At 60.3% G+C, this 17,669-nt stretch carries 11 protein-coding genes; 8 read left to right on the top strand and 3 right to left on the bottom strand.

What is annotated here, in order from left to right:
- Positions 1 to 16 precede the first annotated feature (16 nt).
- Genes icmH through KBW81_RS10210 form a run of 5 tightly spaced genes read left to right on the top strand, consistent with a single transcriptional unit; the run spans position 17 to position 6,808 of the window.
- Positions 17 to 1,381: a type IVB secretion system protein IcmH/DotU gene (icmH, locus tag KBW81_RS10230; RefSeq protein ID WP_254247091.1), complete on the top strand. Its 1,365-nt coding sequence runs from the start codon at positions 17 to 19 to the stop codon at positions 1,379 to 1,381.
- On the top strand, positions 1,378 to 4,944 hold the full coding sequence (gene tssM, locus KBW81_RS10225; RefSeq protein WP_254247090.1) for a type VI secretion system membrane subunit TssM: 3,567 nt from the start codon (positions 1,378 to 1,380) through the stop codon (positions 4,942 to 4,944). The genes icmH and tssM overlap by 4 nt, the downstream gene beginning before the upstream one ends.
- The gene (tagF, locus tag KBW81_RS10220; RefSeq protein WP_254247089.1) at positions 4,941 to 5,540 is read left to right on the top strand and encodes a type VI secretion system-associated protein TagF; all 600 of its coding nucleotides are present in this window, start codon (positions 4,941 to 4,943) and stop codon (positions 5,538 to 5,540) included. Before tssM ends, tagF begins: the two co-directional genes overlap by 4 nt.
- On the top strand, positions 5,537 to 6,250 hold the full coding sequence (locus KBW81_RS10215) for a PP2C family protein-serine/threonine phosphatase (protein WP_254247088.1): 714 nt from the start codon (positions 5,537 to 5,539) through the stop codon (positions 6,248 to 6,250). Before tagF ends, KBW81_RS10215 begins: the two co-directional genes overlap by 4 nt.
- Before the next feature lie 42 nt (positions 6,251 to 6,292).
- On the top strand, positions 6,293 to 6,808 hold the full coding sequence (locus KBW81_RS10210) for a hypothetical protein (RefSeq protein WP_254247087.1): 516 nt from the start codon (positions 6,293 to 6,295) through the stop codon (positions 6,806 to 6,808).
- Between the two features lie 7 nt (positions 6,809 to 6,815).
- On the opposite strand, the gene KBW81_RS10205 is transcribed toward KBW81_RS10210, so the two are convergent.
- Positions 6,816 to 8,984, bottom strand: a complete 2,169-nt coding sequence (locus KBW81_RS10205) for a serine/threonine-protein kinase (protein WP_254247086.1) — start codon at positions 8,982 to 8,984, stop codon at positions 6,816 to 6,818.
- Between the two features lie 31 nt (positions 8,985 to 9,015).
- Positions 9,016 to 9,609, bottom strand: coding sequence for an OmpA family protein (locus KBW81_RS10200; RefSeq protein WP_254247085.1), 594 nt, complete (start codon positions 9,607 to 9,609; stop codon positions 9,016 to 9,018).
- Positions 9,610 to 9,800: 191 nt separating this feature from the next.
- On the opposite strand from KBW81_RS10200, the gene KBW81_RS10195 reads away from it, so the two are divergent.
- Positions 9,801 to 10,655, top strand: coding sequence for a M15 family metallopeptidase (locus KBW81_RS10195; RefSeq protein WP_367305333.1), 855 nt, complete (start codon positions 9,801 to 9,803; stop codon positions 10,653 to 10,655).
- Between the two features lie 6 nt (positions 10,656 to 10,661).
- Here the strand turns inward: KBW81_RS10195 and KBW81_RS10190 are convergent, their stop codons facing one another.
- Complete coding sequence (locus KBW81_RS10190) at positions 10,662 to 11,318, bottom strand: hypothetical protein (protein ID WP_254247083.1); 657 nt, start codon at positions 11,316 to 11,318, stop codon at positions 10,662 to 10,664.
- A gap of 393 nt (positions 11,319 to 11,711) precedes the next feature.
- Here KBW81_RS10190 and KBW81_RS10185 point away from each other — a divergent pair, with 393 nt between their 5' ends.
- Positions 11,712 to 13,415 carry a ShlB/FhaC/HecB family hemolysin secretion/activation protein gene (locus KBW81_RS10185; protein ID WP_254247082.1) on the top strand — a complete coding sequence of 568 codons (1,704 nt, stop codon included), beginning with the start codon at positions 11,712 to 11,714 and terminating at the stop codon, positions 13,413 to 13,415.
- A complete protein-coding gene (locus KBW81_RS10180) occupies positions 13,366 to 17,667 on the top strand; it encodes a two-partner secretion domain-containing protein (protein WP_254247081.1) in 4,302 nt (1,433 codons plus the stop codon). The genes KBW81_RS10185 and KBW81_RS10180 overlap by 50 nt, the downstream gene beginning before the upstream one ends.
- The last annotated feature ends 2 nt before the right edge of the window (positions 17,668 to 17,669 follow it).

Genomic DNA, 17,669 nt, shown 5'->3' with positions numbered 1-17,669 from the left:
TGAAAAAAAGATGACGATGTCTGACGACGACCCGTTTGCAGAACCAGACGACACCGAACGCACGGTGATACGTCCCAATCCGGGTGGCCGTCGTCCTGCCGCGGCGCCGCCGCAGGCCGCCCCGCAGCCGCCGGATCCCGCGCGCAGCACCCCTGCGCCGCGGATGGCTGGCGGCGTAGATGCGCCGACCTTGACCGGCATGAACCCCTTGAACGCGGCCGCCGCGACCCTGTTTGCACTGGTCGGACGCATTCGCAACCGCGCCCAGCATCCTGACCCCGACGCCCTACGTCTGTCCGTCGTCGCCGAAGTGCGCGCGTTTGAGGTGCGCGCTCTGCATGAAAAGATCGACCCATCGGCGATCAAAGTGGCCCGCTACGCAATCTGCGCGACGCTGGACGATGTGGTGCTGAACACGCCCTGGGGCAGCTCTTCGCAATGGGCGCAGCAATCTATGGTCGCGACGTTTCACCGCGAAACCGTCGGCGGCGACCGCTTTTATGACCTGCTCTCGCGTCTGGAAAAGGACCCGGGCCGCAATCTGGACATGCTTGAGTTCCTTTATATGTGCCTGTCGCTGGGCTTTGAAGGGCGGCTGCGCGTCGAACAGGGCGGCGCTGAAAAGCACACCGAAGTGCGGCGCGGATTGGCCCGGATCATTCGCACGCAGCGCGGCGATCCTGACCGCAATTTGTCACCGCATTGGATGGGGCTCGACCTGCCGCACCGTATCTTGTCGGCGTGGAAGCCGTTCTGGATTTCCGTCGGTGCCGTGGCCGCAATCCTTGTCGCAGGCTTTATGACGCTGTCCTATTTGCTGAATGCGCAAACCCAGAATGTCATTGGTCAACTGTCGGTGCTGGACCCCGGCGGGGTTGCGACGCTGGAACGGCGCGCGCCGCCGGTCCCAGTCCCCGTGACAGCCGCCGACGATGATGCCGCCGTGCAAGCCGTCACCGAATTTCTGAAACCTGAAATCGACGAGGGTCTGGTGAAGATACTGCATGACGCCAATACGATCACCGTCCGGATTGCCGGAAATGGCATGTTCCGGTCAGCGTCCGACGCATTGGTGCCAGAATTCTCAACCCCGCTGGAACGGGTCGCGGCCGCGCTGAAAGACAGCAAGGGGCCGATCATTATTGCCGGACACTCTGACGCGTCACCGATCAGCAGCTCGCGGTTTAAATCCAACATGGAACTGTCGCTCGCGCGGGCCGAAACGGTGCGCAAGACGATTGCCGGCCTCTTTGCGGACCCCGCGCGCCTAAAGGCCGAAGGCCGATCAGACCGCGAACCCATCGCCACGAACGACACCCGGGATGGCCGCGCGGCCAATCGGCGTATCGAAATTGTCCTCATCAAGGAGCAGCAGCGATGAGGGTCCTTCGGTTTCTAGGCTCTGGTATCGGGATCACACTGATCCTTGGTGTAATCCTGTCGCTTTGCCTGTGGTTTGTTGGCGGCTATCTGGGGTTTGGCGACAGCCACCCCTTTGACAGCGTGCTGGGCCGCCTTGTCGGCCTCGCGGTGCTGTGGATCGCCGTGCTATTAATCATCCTACTGATCGTCTTGCGCGCGTCCAAAAAGGACGAGGCACTCACGGATGATATGGTGACGATGGCTGACACCGTCGCCATCGAGGACGAGGTCGTTACCGCCGAACTGGGCGAAATGCGTGATAAACTCAAGACTGCATTGACCGGTTTGCGCAAGTCAAAGACCGGTCGCCGCCATCTGTATCAGGTGCCGTGGTATATCATTATCGGCCCGCCCGGTGCAGGCAAAACGACGGCGATTGTGAATTCCGGTCTGAAATTCCCGCTATCCGACGAAGGTGAAATTGCCGCGATTGGCGGCGTTGGCGGTACCCGAAATTGCGATTGGTGGTTCACCGATAACGCCGTGCTGGTCGACACCGCTGGTCGCTACACCACGCAAGACAGCGACGCCGAGGCCGATAACGCCGCTTGGCTCGGCTTCCTTGGCTTGCTGAAAAAGCACCGCAAACGGCAGCCGATCAACGGTGCGATCATCGCGATCAGCCTGTCCGATCTGTCGATGCAGGACGAGACGACGCAAAAGGCCCATGCGCAGGCCGTGCGGCGGCGGCTGCACGAATTGCGTGAAAAGCTGGGGGTGCATTTCCCGGTCTATATCCTGTTCACAAAAGCCGACCTGATTGCCGGATTTAGTGAATTTTTCGACGGTCTGGCCAAGGACGAACGCGAACAGGTTTGGGGCTTTACGCTGCCCTTGGCAAAAAAAGGCAGCAAAACGCCCACCGTCGCGGCCTTTGATGCAGAGTTTAACTTGTTGATCCAGCAGCTGAATACGCAATCGCTAGAGCGGATTCAGGCCGAAACTGACCCGCAACGCCGCAGCATGATCGCTAGTTTCCCGTCGCAAGTCGCATCCGTGCAGACCGTGGCGCGCGATTTCCTGACCGCCTTGTTTCAGGACAACAAATACGAACACCGCCAGATGCTGCGCGGGGTGTATTTCACATCCGGCACGCAAGAAGGCACGCCGATTGACCGTCTGATGATGGGCATGTCGCGCACCTTTGGCATTGGCCGTCAGGCCATTGGCTCTGGGCGGGGGACCGGGCGGTCGTTCTTTTTGACGCAGTTGTTCGACAACGTGATCTTTAAAGAGGCGGGACTTGTGTCCGCCGATGACAAGGTCGAGCGGCGCTACCGGCTGACCAAGGCTTTGTCCTATGCATCGGTTGTAATCGTGGCGCTCGGCATGGGCTCGCTCTGGGCGCGCAGCTATTTGGGCAATCTTGCGATGCTGGACAACACGCAAGCCGGGATTGTGAGCTACCGCGAACAAGCAGCCCTGATCCCGCCCAGCCCGGTGGGGGATACGGACCTGATCTCGATCCTGCCAGCGCTCAATACCCTGCGCGACATGCCCAACAACCCAAGTGCACGGCCCGTTACGCGATCTGCGGCGCTTGAGTTCGGCCTGTTTCAGGGCCGGGTGATCGGCAACGAGGAAAAGCTGACCTATCGGTCCGCGCTGAATACACATTTCCTGCCGCGCCTATTGCTGCGACTTGAAAATCAGATGCAGGCCAGCATTAACGATCCCGATTTGCTGTATGAGACGCTGAAGGTCTATCTGACCCTTGGCGCGGTTGGGCCGTTAAACCCCGATCTGGTGACAAAGTGGATGCAAGCGGACTGGGAAACAGCCTTTCCCGATGCCAGCCGCGACCAGTTGCGCGCTGACCTGACGCAGCATTTGACGGTGCTGATGGCCGCGCCGATGCAGCCCATTGCGCTGAATAATGATCTGGTTGCAGCGGTGCAAAATGTCCTGACGCAGATGCCGCAAGCGCAGCGGGTTTATAACGCGATTATCAGCTCTCCGGTCGCTGCGGACCTGCCTGAATTCCGCCTGACGGATGTTGGCGGGCCGTCAATCGGCAAGGCGTTTAGCCGGTCATCGGGCAAGCAATTGAACGACGGCATTCCCGGCATTTACACCAAAGCAGGCTTTAACGAGGTCTTTTTAGAAGAAGCGCTGACCGTCGCCGCCCGTATCCAAAGCGAAAATTGGGTCTTGGGCGATGCCGGGCAAGAAGAGCAATCCGAATCCGCGCTGATCAACATGAGCCGCGACGTGCTGGGGCTGTATTACGACGACTATATCCTCAGCTACGACCAACTTTTGGCCGACATCGACGTCATCCCAATGAGCGATCTGCCCAACGCGGTTGAAGTCACCAACGTTTTGTCAGGCACAACGTCACCTATCATCAATGTCCTGAACGCGGTGTCGGCCGAGACGATTTTGACCGAAGCCGAAGGGCAGGGCAGCACAGCCGACGCAGCCGCCGCCCCACTGGGCAACGCGCTTGCACGGCGCACGCTGTCCGCGAAAAGCCGCCTTGTCCTAGAGGCGATGATGTCGGTGCAGGCGGCGCAGACTGGCAAACCCGCGCCAGAGCCCGGCGCACCGATCGAGGCGCATTTCGCGTGGCTGCACAGCCTGACGGCGGAACCTGACGGCCAGCCGTCGCAACTGTCGGGGCTGATCGATATCCTCAAGGACGTCTACCAAGAGCTGAGCAATCTTAACTTTGCAGGTGGGGTGGGCAATCCGCAGGCGACCAGCACGGCGCTGCCGCAGTTCCAAGCGGCGGCAGGACGGATTGACGACGGGCCAATGAAACGTTGGGCTTCTCAAATCACGGTGGGGTCCAAGGGGATCGCCACCGAAGGTACGCGGGCGGGCATCAACGACAGTTGGCAGCAAACTGTGCTGCCGCTGTGCCAGCGCGTCACCACAAATACCTATCCGTTTGAAAAGCGGGCCAATGCTGATGCGGGACTGGCGGAGTTTACGGAATTGTTCCGCCCCGGCGGGCAGATGGATGCCTTCTTCAAGGCCAATCTTGAAAAGCTGGTGGATGTGTCCAAAAGCCCGTGGACGTTCAGACCGGGGGCAGGGACTGACCTTGGGGTATCGCTAGCCGTCTTGACCCAATTCGAAAACGCAGCCCTGATCCGCGCCGCATTCTTTGCCGGATCGCCATCGCTGACGCTGTCGTTCCAACTGACGGCAGAGGCGCTGGACCCCAAGGCCGAAGGCATCGTGTTGGACATCGACGGGCAGACCGTCGGGTTCGTTCATACCCAAGGCACGCCGGGCACCGTGGCCATGCAATGGCCCGGCAGCGTCGGCGCGGCGCGGGTTAAATTCTTGCCGCAACAGTCCAGTTCCGAAAGCGAAATTGTGCGCAACGGGCCTTGGTCATTGTTCCGGATGCTTGACGTGGCAGAGGTGCGCAACACAAGCGCGCCAGACAAAAAGCGCGTCATCTTTAACCTTGGTGGCCGGATCGCGATTTTCCAGATGCAATCCGGCGGGGCGATCAACGCCTTTAGCCTTAAGGCGATCAGCGACTTCAGCTGCCCGACGTCGTTTTGAACGCCGCGGGTTTCGCAGCATACGGCAAAATTCCCGCGCTTGGGGATTTCCTGCGGATCAATGCGCCGCAGTCATTTGTCACGCCTTGGGATGCGTGGCTGCAAAGCGCCCTGGTTGCGGCCAAACAGGCCTGCGGGGATCGATGGCAAGAGTGCTATTTTTCCGCGCCGATCTGGCGGTTTACCTTGGCACCCGGGCTGGCGGGGCCAGATGGCGTTTTGGGTGTGATGATGCCGTCCGTGGACCGGGTCGGCCGCGAATTTCCGCTGACGCTGTTTGCAGCAGCAGGTCCAGATCCAGTCGCTGCACATCATGCCAATGCGCTGACCTTTGCCAACCTCGAAGATATCGCCCTTAATGCGCTGTCCGACGACACCAGCCGCGATGGATTGGCCGTCGCCTTGGCACAGATTGCCGCGCCGCAGACGGGCGGCAACCCGCAGCAGGCGCGCCGCAGCATGTGGTCGGCGTTGACCCCGGATGGCTCGCGATCCGTTGCCTTTACCGGACTGCCGGACCCCGCCAACTGCACCGGTTTTTTCGATCTGACAGCGGCAGACTGGCCTGACGTGCAACCACAGGATCTGACGGTATGACCCGATTGCGCCACACGGCGACCACCCATGTGGGCAAGGTTCGCAAAGTGAACGAAGACAGTATCCTGTCACTGCCCGAACAAAAGGTCTGGGTCGTCTCGGACGGGATGGGCGGTCACGCGGCGGGGGATTTCGCGTCGCAAACGGTTGTGGATACTATCGCCACTATGCCACTTCGCGATGGCCCCGCAGAACAGATGCAGGCGCTGCGCCAGTCAATCCTGACCGCCCACGACATAATCCTTGCGGAAATTGACGCGCGCGACGGGGGCACCATTGGTGCGACGGTGGTGGCGCTGATGATCTCGGACGCGCATTTCGTCTGTTTTTGGGCCGGTGACAGTCGCCTGTATCGCCTACGTGATGGCGTAATTGAAATGCTGACGACGGATCATTCGATTGTGGCTGGCCTTGTGCTCAGCGGTGATTTGACCTGGGATGAGGCGGAAAAGCATCCCCATTCCAATGCGATCACCCGCGCCGTTGGCGTAGGTGACGTGTTGGAACTGGACAAAGTACGCGGCGCGTTGGAACGCGGCGACAGGTTTTTGCTGTGTTCAGATGGTTTGACCAAATATGCTGGGTTCGAAACCTTGCGCGCCGCTTTGCAGGATACGCCGATTGAAATGGTGACAGATAAACTGTTGACCATCGCGCTCGATGGCGGCGGCGGCGATAACATCTCTTTTATCGTTGTAGATGTAATTTAACGAGTCCGTTGATTTTTTTAAGTAGTATCAAAGGAGCACGTCATGGGTGTATCAAGTCACACTTTCGATAAGGGAATGGTAGAGGCAGCGCTTAGTCGCTCTGGCGGCGTCGGGCTTGGTGCCTATGCTTACGGGCCAGAGCTGCCAGCAAGTATGCGCAACGCCAAGCCGACCGGTAAAAAAGTTGGCCATGTCTATATCCACGTCAAAGGCGATGGCGACAATCTTGTCGGGGCGAATGCGGGGCGCGATGACCGATCCTTATTCGCCGACACACAGACCGCCGTGAATGCCATTGTCGAGGTGTTGGCGACGGCGACCTGCAAGTCTGCATTGGGCAGGCTTGATCAGGACCCGCAGCCCAATGCACAGGAATGGATCAAGTCCATTCCCGTGACCGGGCATTATTACGGCTATGCGGCGGGGCAAAACGCGACCAAACGCAAGATAGCCACGGTGGCGGTCAACATGCGGTCGCATGGTGACGCGCTGTTTATCTCCTCTTGTTATCCCGACAGCTTTCAGGCGGCCCCTGCGCCTGCACTCGCAGGCACATGACCTAAATCTAGGGCTGCGCAGTCGTCAGGATGCTGCTGTCCAGCGATTGGACCGTCCCGACGGCGTTCTGGAGTGCGGCAGCAAAGCTGTCCGCGCTCTCTGTTGTGGGGCGCAGGCCGTCGAAAATCTGATCGTCCGCATGGATCACAACGACCTGCGTTTTGCCCAGGGTCGTGTCATCCACGGTGAACGCCAGCTTGGTGCCATCCGCAGCATCGGCCAGCGGATAGGCGACGCGGACAGTGACCTCTCCTGCTTGGCCCGCGCGCAGACTGGCGACGCTGTTGTCTGTGATCAAGATGTTGGGCAGCAGGTGGAACACATTCCCGGACACATCCAGCGCGGATACAAACAGAAACCCATCGGTCGTGTCAGCGGGGATCACGACGTCAATGACGGGGTTATCACCGACCAAGTATTGGCCTTTGGGGTTCATGCTGTTGTCAGCGCCGTTCAGGAACTTGATCGCGATCCCGCCGGATGGGGCGGCGGGCAGGACCGTGGACATCAGGCATAAGGTTGGGTTCAACACCTCGACGTTCATGACAAGGTCACGGTCGCCGATCTTGTCCGTCAGCGCGCCCGTGAGCGATGAAAGAGTTTCTGCGCTTGCGACTTGGCCCAGCACCAGCACCTGCCCACCCGCCGGGTAGCCAAGGGGCGGGGTGTCGACCAATTGCAGCGCGCCACAGTCCGCTTGGCTTTGCAAAACTGGGGTCAGATCAGAGGCCGGCAATATCGGCAGGTTCAGCGTGATCTCTGCGGTGCCCGTCAGTCCGGCGGGCATGTTGGCCGCACTAAAGGCCGCGTTTAGGCGGGATTGTTCGGCGGCGTCATCGGTTATCCCGGTGATTTTGACCACGTTCCCGTCCGCAAGCACGCTCCATTCCGGCAGGACAGATACCTGCCCGATAATCTGGACAATATCCTCGCCCCAGGTCGGTGTGATGTCGCCGGTCGACAGCGTCAGATCGCCTGACCCGCCCAGTTCGTCGACCAGCGCCAGCATGTCATCACGCGCGGCTTCTGACGGGACATTTCCGAAAATCTGCGCGCTGCCGTCGGCGGGTCTGGCCGCGACAAGGGTGTAAGGGTCTGCAACGGGATAGACTGGGCCGCTGACTGGGGTCAAATAGCCGAAAAAGAAAACGCCAGCCCCGGCGACGCTGGCGGCAAGCGCTGCCAGAATGCCATATTTCGCACCGTTGCCGCCTGTCTTTTTGGGTGCCGCAGGCGTCAGCGCAGGCTCTGCCTTGGCCGCAGGTTTGACCGTCGTTGGCCGGGGGGCGATAACCGTCCGCTCTTCGGTCTCGTCACCAAAATCAATCTCGGCTTCATCAACGTCAGAGCCAGTAGGCTGGTCAATTTCCGCCAAGACAGCGCGGGCCGTTTGCAACCGCGCCTCGCGGTCGGGGTGGGTCATCTTGTCGATCAGCGATTTCAGCGGCTCTGGCACACCGCTTGTGTCCAATGGCAAAGCCTTGCGTTGGATTACTTCCATCGGGTTCGCGCCGATATTGGGGGGCTTGCCGTTAAAAGCCGCCAGCAAAAGCGCCCCAAGCGCATAGATATCGGCACGCTCGTCCGTTTGCCCGTTCAACTGTTCCGGCGCGGCATAGGCGTATTTGCCTGCAAATTCGTTACCGACAATGGTTTCCGCGCCGGGGTTGGTGTCCTTGGCGATGCCGAAATCGATAATCACGGCGTCGGACGGTTTGCCATGGCGCAGGATGATATTGTCCGGCGACAAATCGCGGTGCACGATATTTTTGGCATGGGCCGCGATCAGCCCTTCGGTGACGCGCCGCGCCACCACCAGCAGATCGGCGGCGGACATGCCGCCATCTTTGATCTTTTGGTCCAGCCCGGGCCCTTCGACGTAGTCCATCACCAGATAGACAAGGCCCGCATTGGTGCGCTGATTGTCATAATACCGCACAACGGCGTCGTGGCGGATTTCGCGCATTTCTTCTTCGCGCGTCATCAGCGCAAGGAAATCTTCGTTGCGCGAATACTCTAGCCGCAGCGCCTTTAGCGCGACAACCCGCCCCGATATTTCGCTTTTGGCGCGGTAGACCTCCGACGTGCCGCCACGGCCCAAGACCTGATCGATCTTGTATGTATTGTTCAGGATATCGCCGATTTGAAAGATGCCACGGTTCGGGTCTCTGTTCATGCGTCTATCCTGTGCTTTACAGCGTCTGGCTTTAGCTTAACGCCTGAAATTCGACGCGTCGGTTGGCGTCGGCTTTGGGGTCGGAGGGGTCGAACAAAAAGCGTTCACCAACGCCAAGCGCTTCCATCCGGTCGAGCGGAAAGGCGCAGTCGGTTCCAAGGAAACGCTTCACTTCTTCCGCGCGCAGCTTTGACAAACGCTCGTTATAGGCGTCCGAGCCAGAGGCGTCGGTATGGCCCAAAATCCGAATGGCTTGCACGTCGGCCGCTTTTAGCGCTGTGCAAAGGGTCATCAGTTTGGGTTTTTGGTCTTCGCGCAATGATGCGGAATCGAAATCGAATGATACGTTGATATTGACCTGATCCTCTTTGGGGATGGCCGTCGCAATGCTTTCGATACTTGCGGTGGTCGCTGGCGCTTCAGCCGTAGCTGGCGCTGCGTCCGGTGCCGCCGCGCCGGGCGTCGCAAGCACAAGGCCGCGTGTTTTCTGGCGATCAAAGGCGTCCTTGATTTCGTCCGCGCTCATCTCGTCTGAGGTTTGGGCAGCAGCTGGCAGCGCGGCCAAAGGGGACAGTAAAACCCCAAACGATAAAACGGTGGTCAAATAGATCAGGCGATATTTCATGGCAAAGGACCTTCATTAAGACTAATCTAGTGAAGGTTTAAGCCTACACCGGCATAGGGTTCAGTGTCACTGAATATCGGCCTTACCCTAAAGACTGAAAGGCGCGGTGCATAATTGACATAGGCCGAACCGTGCCGCACCCTGTCCGCCGAAGACAAAGAAATGATGAAGGGGCGATAGCTTTGCGGATTGTGCCTGTCATTCTTGTTGCCATCGGGGCCTTAACTGTTCCGTTGATCTGGATCGCCGCGCAAAGCGCTATGTCAACGGCGGCCCCCGCGACGCTCAGCGAAGGTGGCTCTGCCATCGATAGTGGTGCCCGGATCGAGATTGAGGGCCTGCGCCAGCAGATCGAAGGGTTGCAGGCCCAGATGGGCGTTATGCAGGAACAGATCCAAACCATCGCATCCCGTCCCGCCGTGATTGCGCCGCAGCAGGATACATTTGTGCAGGTGCCGGAAAGCCAAGGTTTCGTACCTGACGGCGACAACGCCATTCTGGACGCCTATGCGCAGGTCGTCTTGATCGCAAACCGCCGCGAGGTGAACCCCGGCATCAATGTCGGTAATTCGCGGTTCCTAGAAGGGTTCTTGGGCCGCCCGCGTCAGCACCTAAGCAACGACTGCGAAGCGATGGATAATCCCAAGCTGAAGTCCCTGCTGCGCGTTGAATCCGTGGGGCCGATCAGGGTGCAAATGCTGCAGCCCGCTATCGATAGCCTCAAGCGGGTCTTTCGCAACGTCGAAGCCACCGACCCCGATCTTTATGCACGGATCAACACGGCAGGTTCGCTGTGCGTGCGCCAGATCCGCGGCACGGTCGGGCGGACATCGACGCATTCGTTTGGATTGGCCGTTGATCTGAACATCGACGGCAAGCTCGACACGCTTGGTGACGGTAAAACCCAACTTGGCCTGACGATTTTGGCGGACTTTTTCCGCGAAGAAGGCTGGGTCTGGGGCGCTGGCTTTACCCGCGAGGATTCAATGCATTTCGAAGTGTCGCGGCAAATGCTAGAGAAATGGCGCGAAGAAGGCAAAATCTGACGCGCCTTAGTCTTCTGTCACTGCGAACGTCCCGACGGTGCTGCGATGCGCCAGTATTTGCGTCTGATCCCCGTCGACAGCCACCACGGCCACTGCCTTGTCCCGGCCCGGCGGAAATTTGTCCGACAGGCGGATTAAGTCCCTGCAGCGATAGGTATTGCACACATCAGACCGCCAATCGCGCGGCAACGTGCAGCCGGTGCGCGACTGGAAAACACAGGCATCTTTGACGGACTGATCGGGCAGGGCGGCGACGTAAAAGGCAATGACCTCTTCCATGCCAAGGTGCGGATGCAGGTGAAACAGGTTTTCGAACACGCTTTGCGCCAGAAACGCATGTCGGCCGCGCCCTTGTTGACAGCAATGGCCCTGACAGGCCGTGCAACCGGCCAGTTCGATCGGTGTCGGTATGTGCAGGGGCGGCGGTGCGACGGGACCGATCGCCGACGTATGTCTGGCGCTGTCATAAGCTGTGGCAACCGTCGTTTCCAAATGCGCTATGAACGCCGCGCGCGCATCATCTGGCAACGCGGTGACTGGGTTGTTCTGATAGGGGACGATGCCGGTTTTGACCGCGCCTGGTGTGACACCCAGCGTCCGCGCGATATTCTGAATTGATTTTTTAACGATAAATTCTGCAATTGTGCGCGTTTTTTTGATCACCTTGCGTTCTTTTGCTTCGCGCTGGATGGCCGTGTCATGGGCGAACTTCAATGCGCAGTTCATGGCTCCGCAGTGACCGGGATTGATTTTCTGATGTACCGTAATCCGGGTTTTGCAACAGGGACACTGCGGCGGTGTGACGCCATAATGGTTGGGCAACTGTGTCAAAGGTCGATCCTATCAGTAGGGTCGCAAAGCGGTGCGCCTACACTGGCAGACGGGTGCCGCCCCTGTCACCCCTGCTATCACCCAAAGGGCGGCGGGTTTTTGGGCCACAGTCTGCCAAATTCGTCAAAACTGGGGCCGGCGGCGGTCACAGAATCGTCAGATTGACGTATGTTAAACAGGTATTTTGCCGAAAACTGTTTAACAAAAACCGGGATAGGCAGCGCTATGACGTCTTCTAGATATTCTCTGCTTTTGACCGCAACGCTTTCAGTGGCTGCCCTGACCTTCCCTGGGCAGGCGTTCAGCCAAACAGCTAGCGAAGTCACGCCAGACAATTTTCTGCCGCCACTGCAAAAGCTAAACGGCACGCTTGTCTTCAGCGGCGAGGCGGGGACGCAGGCGCCCGAGGGCAGCGAAACCATCGGGATCACACTATCGGACGTCACGATAGAGGGCGCTTTGCCCGCCATGAGCGACGCAAACACGGCCTTTCGGGACCGCCTGACAGGTGGCCGCGTGCCGGTGTCCGAACTGTTCGATGCCACCGCCGCGCTGGAAGAGGCCTATGCCAATGCGGGCTTGGTCCTGACGCGGATCGTTTTGCCGCAACAATCGCTGCGTGATGGCGGTGTCCTGAAGGTCACGGTTGTGAATGGTTTCGTCGAAACCGTCGACAATGCCGCCGTCCCGGACGCCGTGCGCGGCCGCCTTGATGCGCTAACCGTGCCGCTTGTTGACCGCGCTGGGATCACCTTGAGGGAGTTGGAGCGTCAGCTTTTGCTGGCCGGTGATGCCTCTGGCGTGGCGTTAAGCACGGCATTGGCCGCTGGCACGCGCCCGGGCGGCACCGTCTTGGCGTTGGACGCGCAATTTCGCCAGATCACCGGATTTGTGGGGGCCGACAACTTTGCCTCTGACGACATCGGCCGCCCGACCATCAATCTGGGGGTCGAGGCGAATTCTTTGCTGGGCTTGGGCGAGACGTTTTATGGCAGGCTGACGGCATCGCCCGACGGCGCGTTGTCAGACAGCCCGCGATACCGCGTCGGTGCAGTGGGTGCGCTGTTCCCGGTCGGATCGTCCGGTATGACCCTGAACGCCGAGCTAACCAGCAGCCGCAGCAATCCGCCCAGCGATGTGGTCGACACGACGTCCGAATTTGATCGCCAATCGTTGCGCTTGATCTATCCGGCGATCCGGTCGCGTGACGTGAACCTGTCCTTGCAGGCCACATTGGATCACCAGACCGACCGGCAAGAGATTGTCGTCTCGTCCAGCAGCGCCACGATTTACCGCGATGACATTACTGTGCTGCGCCTTGGCGGCAATGCCAGCCAGCAACATGACGCAGGCGCGATGACCGAAGGCGGTCTGACACTGTCGCAGGGCCTTGATATATTCGGCGCACGGTCTGGCGATGTGACACCGCTGTCGCGCCAAGGTGCTGGTCCGGTGTTCACCAAGCTTAACGCCTCTGTCCGGCACCAACGGCCATTGAACGAAAAGCTGTCCTTCAGCATCAGCGGGCGGGCGCAAACCGCGTTCGGTGACGCGCTTGTCACGTCAGAACAATTTGGCATCGTCGGCGCAGGCGATCTGTCGACCTTCGATTCCGGCATCCTGCGCGGCGACAGCGGCTATGTCGTCCGCTCTGAAGCCGCGATGCCGGTCCAGACCGTTTTGGCAGGGCGCAATGCAGTTTTCGCGCCCTATGCCTTTGCGGGATTTGGGGCCGTCAGCATCGCGCAACCCACTGCGCTAGAACAAAAGACTGTCAAAGCGACGTCGTTCGGCGTCGGCTTTGATCTGGTCCTGCAAGGCAATTCGCCTTTCCGGGCGGACACCATTCGAGTCGAATTTGGCAAAGGGAGCCGCGACGATGGCGACGACGAAAATCGGTTCAGCATCTCGGGTAACATCCGCTTCTAATCGCAAGCAGCGGGCGTCGCGCCTATTTGCGGCCTTGATCTGTTGCACCTCGCCGCTGGCGCTGATGGCGCAGGACCTGCCAACAGGTGGTCAGGTGGCCGCGGGCGGTGTGCAAATTGGTACGCCGGGCGCGGGCGGGATGACGGTCACGCAGAGCACAGACACGGCGATTGTGAACTGGAACAGCTTTGACGTTGGCGCGGGCCAGACCCTGCGGTTTGACCAGCCCAATACCGATGCGGCAATCCTGAACCGTGTGACGGGCGATACCGGCACCGATATTCACGGACGGATCACCGCCAACGGGCAAGTTCATATCGTCAATCCCAATGGTATTTTTATCGGCTCGAACGGCATGGTGCAGGCGGGCGGCGGCTTTGTCGCGTCGACCCTTGATATCACCGATCAGGATTTCCAAAGCGGCACCTACCGCTATCGTGGCGATGGGCAATCGGGCACCGTCGTGAATGGCGGTACAATCCAGATCGGGCGCGGGGGCTATGCAGCCTTGCTGGGCGGGCATGTCAGCAACACGGGCCGGGTCAGTGTGCCGATGGGCCGCGTCGGGTTCGCGTCTGGCGAGCGTGTGACGCTCGATGTGTCGGGCGATGGCTTTTTGCAAGTCGCGGTGCCGACCTCGGCCGAAAGCGCCGAAGGCCAAGCCTTGATTGAAAACGCGGGCACTGTGTCTGCCCAAGGTGGCCGGATCGAGATGAAAGCCGCCACCGCGCGTCACGCCGTGCGCAACGCCATCAACCTGTCCGGCGTGGCCGAGGCATCGTCGGTGTCCGTGCGCGGCGGCACCATCGTTTTGGGCGGCGGCGCTGGCGGTCAGGTCAGGGTCACAGGCCGTGTCACCGCACGGTCCAACCCACCGCGCCGCGATGTGGTTGTGACATCCGTTGTGCGCCCCGTGGTCCGGCCCGGCGGGCAGGTCACTGTCACTGGGCAGCAGATCACGCTGGACGGGGCCACTTTGGACGTCAGTGGTACGGGCGGCGGCGGATTGATCCGCGTGGGCGGCGATTTTGCAGGCGGCGGCCCGCTGCCACGCGCGGCGCAGCTGACTGCGACGGCGGGTACCACGGTGCGCGCCGACGCGCTGACCCAAGGGGATGGCGGGCGGATTGTGTTGTGGTCCGATGTCCTGACAAACGCGGCAGCCACGTTTTCCGCGCGCGGCGGCCCGCAGGGCGGCAACGGCGGCTTTATCGAAGTGTCCAGCGCGGATACCCTGAACTATAGCGGCCGGACCGATACCCGTGCGCCGCTGGGCGATTTCGGCATGTTGCTGCTCGATCCGCGCAATATCACCATCAGCGCCGGCGCTGGTGGAGAGTTGACGCTAGAGGACGATCTGTCCCGCACCGATGTGACGCTGGACACCAGCGACAGCTTGGGCCTGTCGAGCTTTGATGCCGGCAATATCACCATCAACGCCAATATCGACTGGACCGCTAGCACCACTTTGTACCTGTTTGCCGACAACAATATTGTGCTGAACCGGGCGATCAATGGCCCGAACGGCGGGCTGTACCTTGGCGCGGCGAATGCCATCACGACGGGGGCCGGGGGCCGCGTTGATGTTGCGGATTTCGTGCTGGCGTACGGTGACTGGTCGCAGGTTGGCACGCTTCCGGCCTTCGCAGCAGATAACTTTGCGATTTATAGCGGGTCATTCCTGCGGGCGGCAGCAGGCAATGGCGGGATAATTCCCTACCGGATCGTTGACGTGTTCGGCCTGCAAGGCGTTGGTTCGTCGAACACCTTGCTGTCAGCCAACTACATCCTTGGCGCAGATATCGACGCGAGCAGCACATCAGGGTGGAGCCGGTCACCGTCTGGCACTTACGGGTTTCAGCCAATTGCAGGTGTCGAGCCGGACTTTAGCGGCGACTTTGACGGCAATGGCCATAGTGTGTCCGGCCTGACGATCGTTCAATACGAAGTGTCCGAAGGCACCTTCGTCTCTGACGCCAGCATGTTTGGCACGATCGGTAGCAACGGCAGCGTGTATGACCTGACGCTGACCGATTTCGACATCGCTGGATATTCCTCTGGCGCTGTGGCGACCACTAATTTTGGCGATATTCGCGCAGTCAGTGTCACCGGAAACGTATCAGGCGCGGGCGGCGCTGTGGGCGGTATCGTCGGGTCTAACTATGGGACCATCAGTGACAGCCGCGCTGACGTCGATGTCTTTGGCGATGCGGGCGTTTTTTCTGACGTGTCAGCCTTTCGGCCTGCGGGCGGGGCTATCGGCTATAATGCAGGGATCGTCGACCGTGTCCACGCCTTGGGCGATGTGGCGATCAGCGATGAAGTCACGTCCGACACCGCCCTGTTGGCGGGTGGTTTTGTTGGTCTGAATGACGGCACCATCCGCGATTCTTATGCGCGCGGCGCAGTGTCTGTCACCAATCGCGGCGGCGGCACGAGCAGCACAATCAACGCGGGCGGTTTTGCCGGCGCGATGGAGTCCTCTGGTTCAATCGCACGGTCATATGCGACTGGCCGGGTCACGACCGCCGTGTCAGGATCGCCGTCCAGCGTCGCGGTTGGCGGTTTTGCCGGCAGAAACGCTGGCGCTGCGACACCGTCGAATTTTTGGGATGTCACCACCTCTGGCCGCACGAACAGCGCCGCCGGGACCGGCCTGACAACAGCCCAGTTCCAGAACACCGCGTTCTTTATGGCCTATGCCGCAGCGCGTGGCTGGGTCTTTACCGGGACGGGTGCTGTTTGGGCTCCGGGGCAGGCGGGCTATTACCCGGTGAACTACACCACGTCGCCCGTTGTCTTTGTCGCGCCGACGGCAATCTCTGTCATCTATGGCGAAACGGATACGACCGTCGCGCCGGGGACCATCACGGGCGGCCCTGCGTCTTATGTGTTCGATGATCCGGCCGATGTGAACTTTGCCCCGGGCGATCTGTTGGGCAATTTGGTGTTCGCCAATACGAATGTGGGCACCACGACCTATGGTCTTGGTCTGGCCCAAATCGGTTATCCCGGCAGCGAAGTCTTCACGGTTGTTGTGCGTCCGGCCACGGCCACGATCACGCCGCGCGCCTTGACGATTACCGCGAATGACGCGGCGACGACCTACGGGCAAGGCGTGACATTCGGCTTGGACGACGTGACCGTGGCGCAAGATAACGGCACCGACGCGACGGGTCTGGTCGCGGGTGACAGCGTTACAAACATTACGCTGCGCAGCGACGGCGCTGCGGTGAATGCCAATGCGTCAGACACGCCTTATGACATCACCGCATCTGGTGCGACGGGCACTGGGCTTAGCAACTATACCATCACGTATGTTGACGGCGATCTTTCCGTTGGCCGCGCCGCCCTGACCATCACCGCCACCGATCAAAGTAATATTCAAGGCCAGACCTTTGTGTTTAATGGCACCGAATTTACGGTCGTGGGGCTAGTCGTCGCCGGCGATAGCGTCGATTTCGCCCAGCTTGGCAGCGCGGGGGCGTCTGCCACTGCGACGGCGGCTGGCAGCCCCTACGTGATCAGCATCAGCGATGCATCGGGTAGCGGGCTAGGCAACTACGATATCACCTATGTTGGCGGCAGCATGACGGTTGCCGCGCCGCCACCACCGCCGCCGCCACCACCTGCACCTCCGGCCCCGCCGCTGCCAGTGGTTCCGGCACCGATCCCTGTGTTCAGTTTGCCCAATCCGATGGATACAATTTCCGCGAACATCGATTTGGGCCGCACCACCGTCGCTGGCGTCGCAAGTGCTGGCGGTTCTGGGATTGTCGCGGCGGCTGATACCTTGTCCAAGACCCGCAACATTGCCGACGGATTGACCGGCGCTGCACAGTCCTGTCCAGCCGATGATGCAGATGTCACCCGCTATTTGGCCTGCCTGTCTGCAGCGCTGAATGACTTCGCCGGTGAACTTGACGCCATCGCGGTCGACTTGCCGCCGGGGCTCGCTAATGTGGCGCAAATTGTGCAGGATGCGCGCAGGAAAATCGACGCGGCATCAAGCCGGGCCCAACGCCGTCTGGCTGGTGCCACATCAGCGGCCGAACGCAGCGCCATCGGCAAAGACGCCGTGAACGAGGCACGTGCCGCACTTAGCACAGCGGCGAGCGAAATTCGCAAGGCGATCAGCCTTGTGCGGGTCGAGGACCCAGAGCTTATCGGCCTGCAGCGCGAAACGATCATCACAGTCGCGTCGGCCGTCGATAGTGTGAATATCGAGCTGTCGCGCGCAGTGGGCCTTTGAAT

Origin of the sequence: Loktanella salsilacus, assembly GCF_024206795.1 — a bacterium.
GTDB lineage: Bacteria > Pseudomonadota > Alphaproteobacteria > Rhodobacterales > Rhodobacteraceae > Loktanella > Loktanella salsilacus.
Note: the sequence above shows the minus strand (reverse complement) of the source record. Positions and strands in the feature narration are given on the sequence as shown.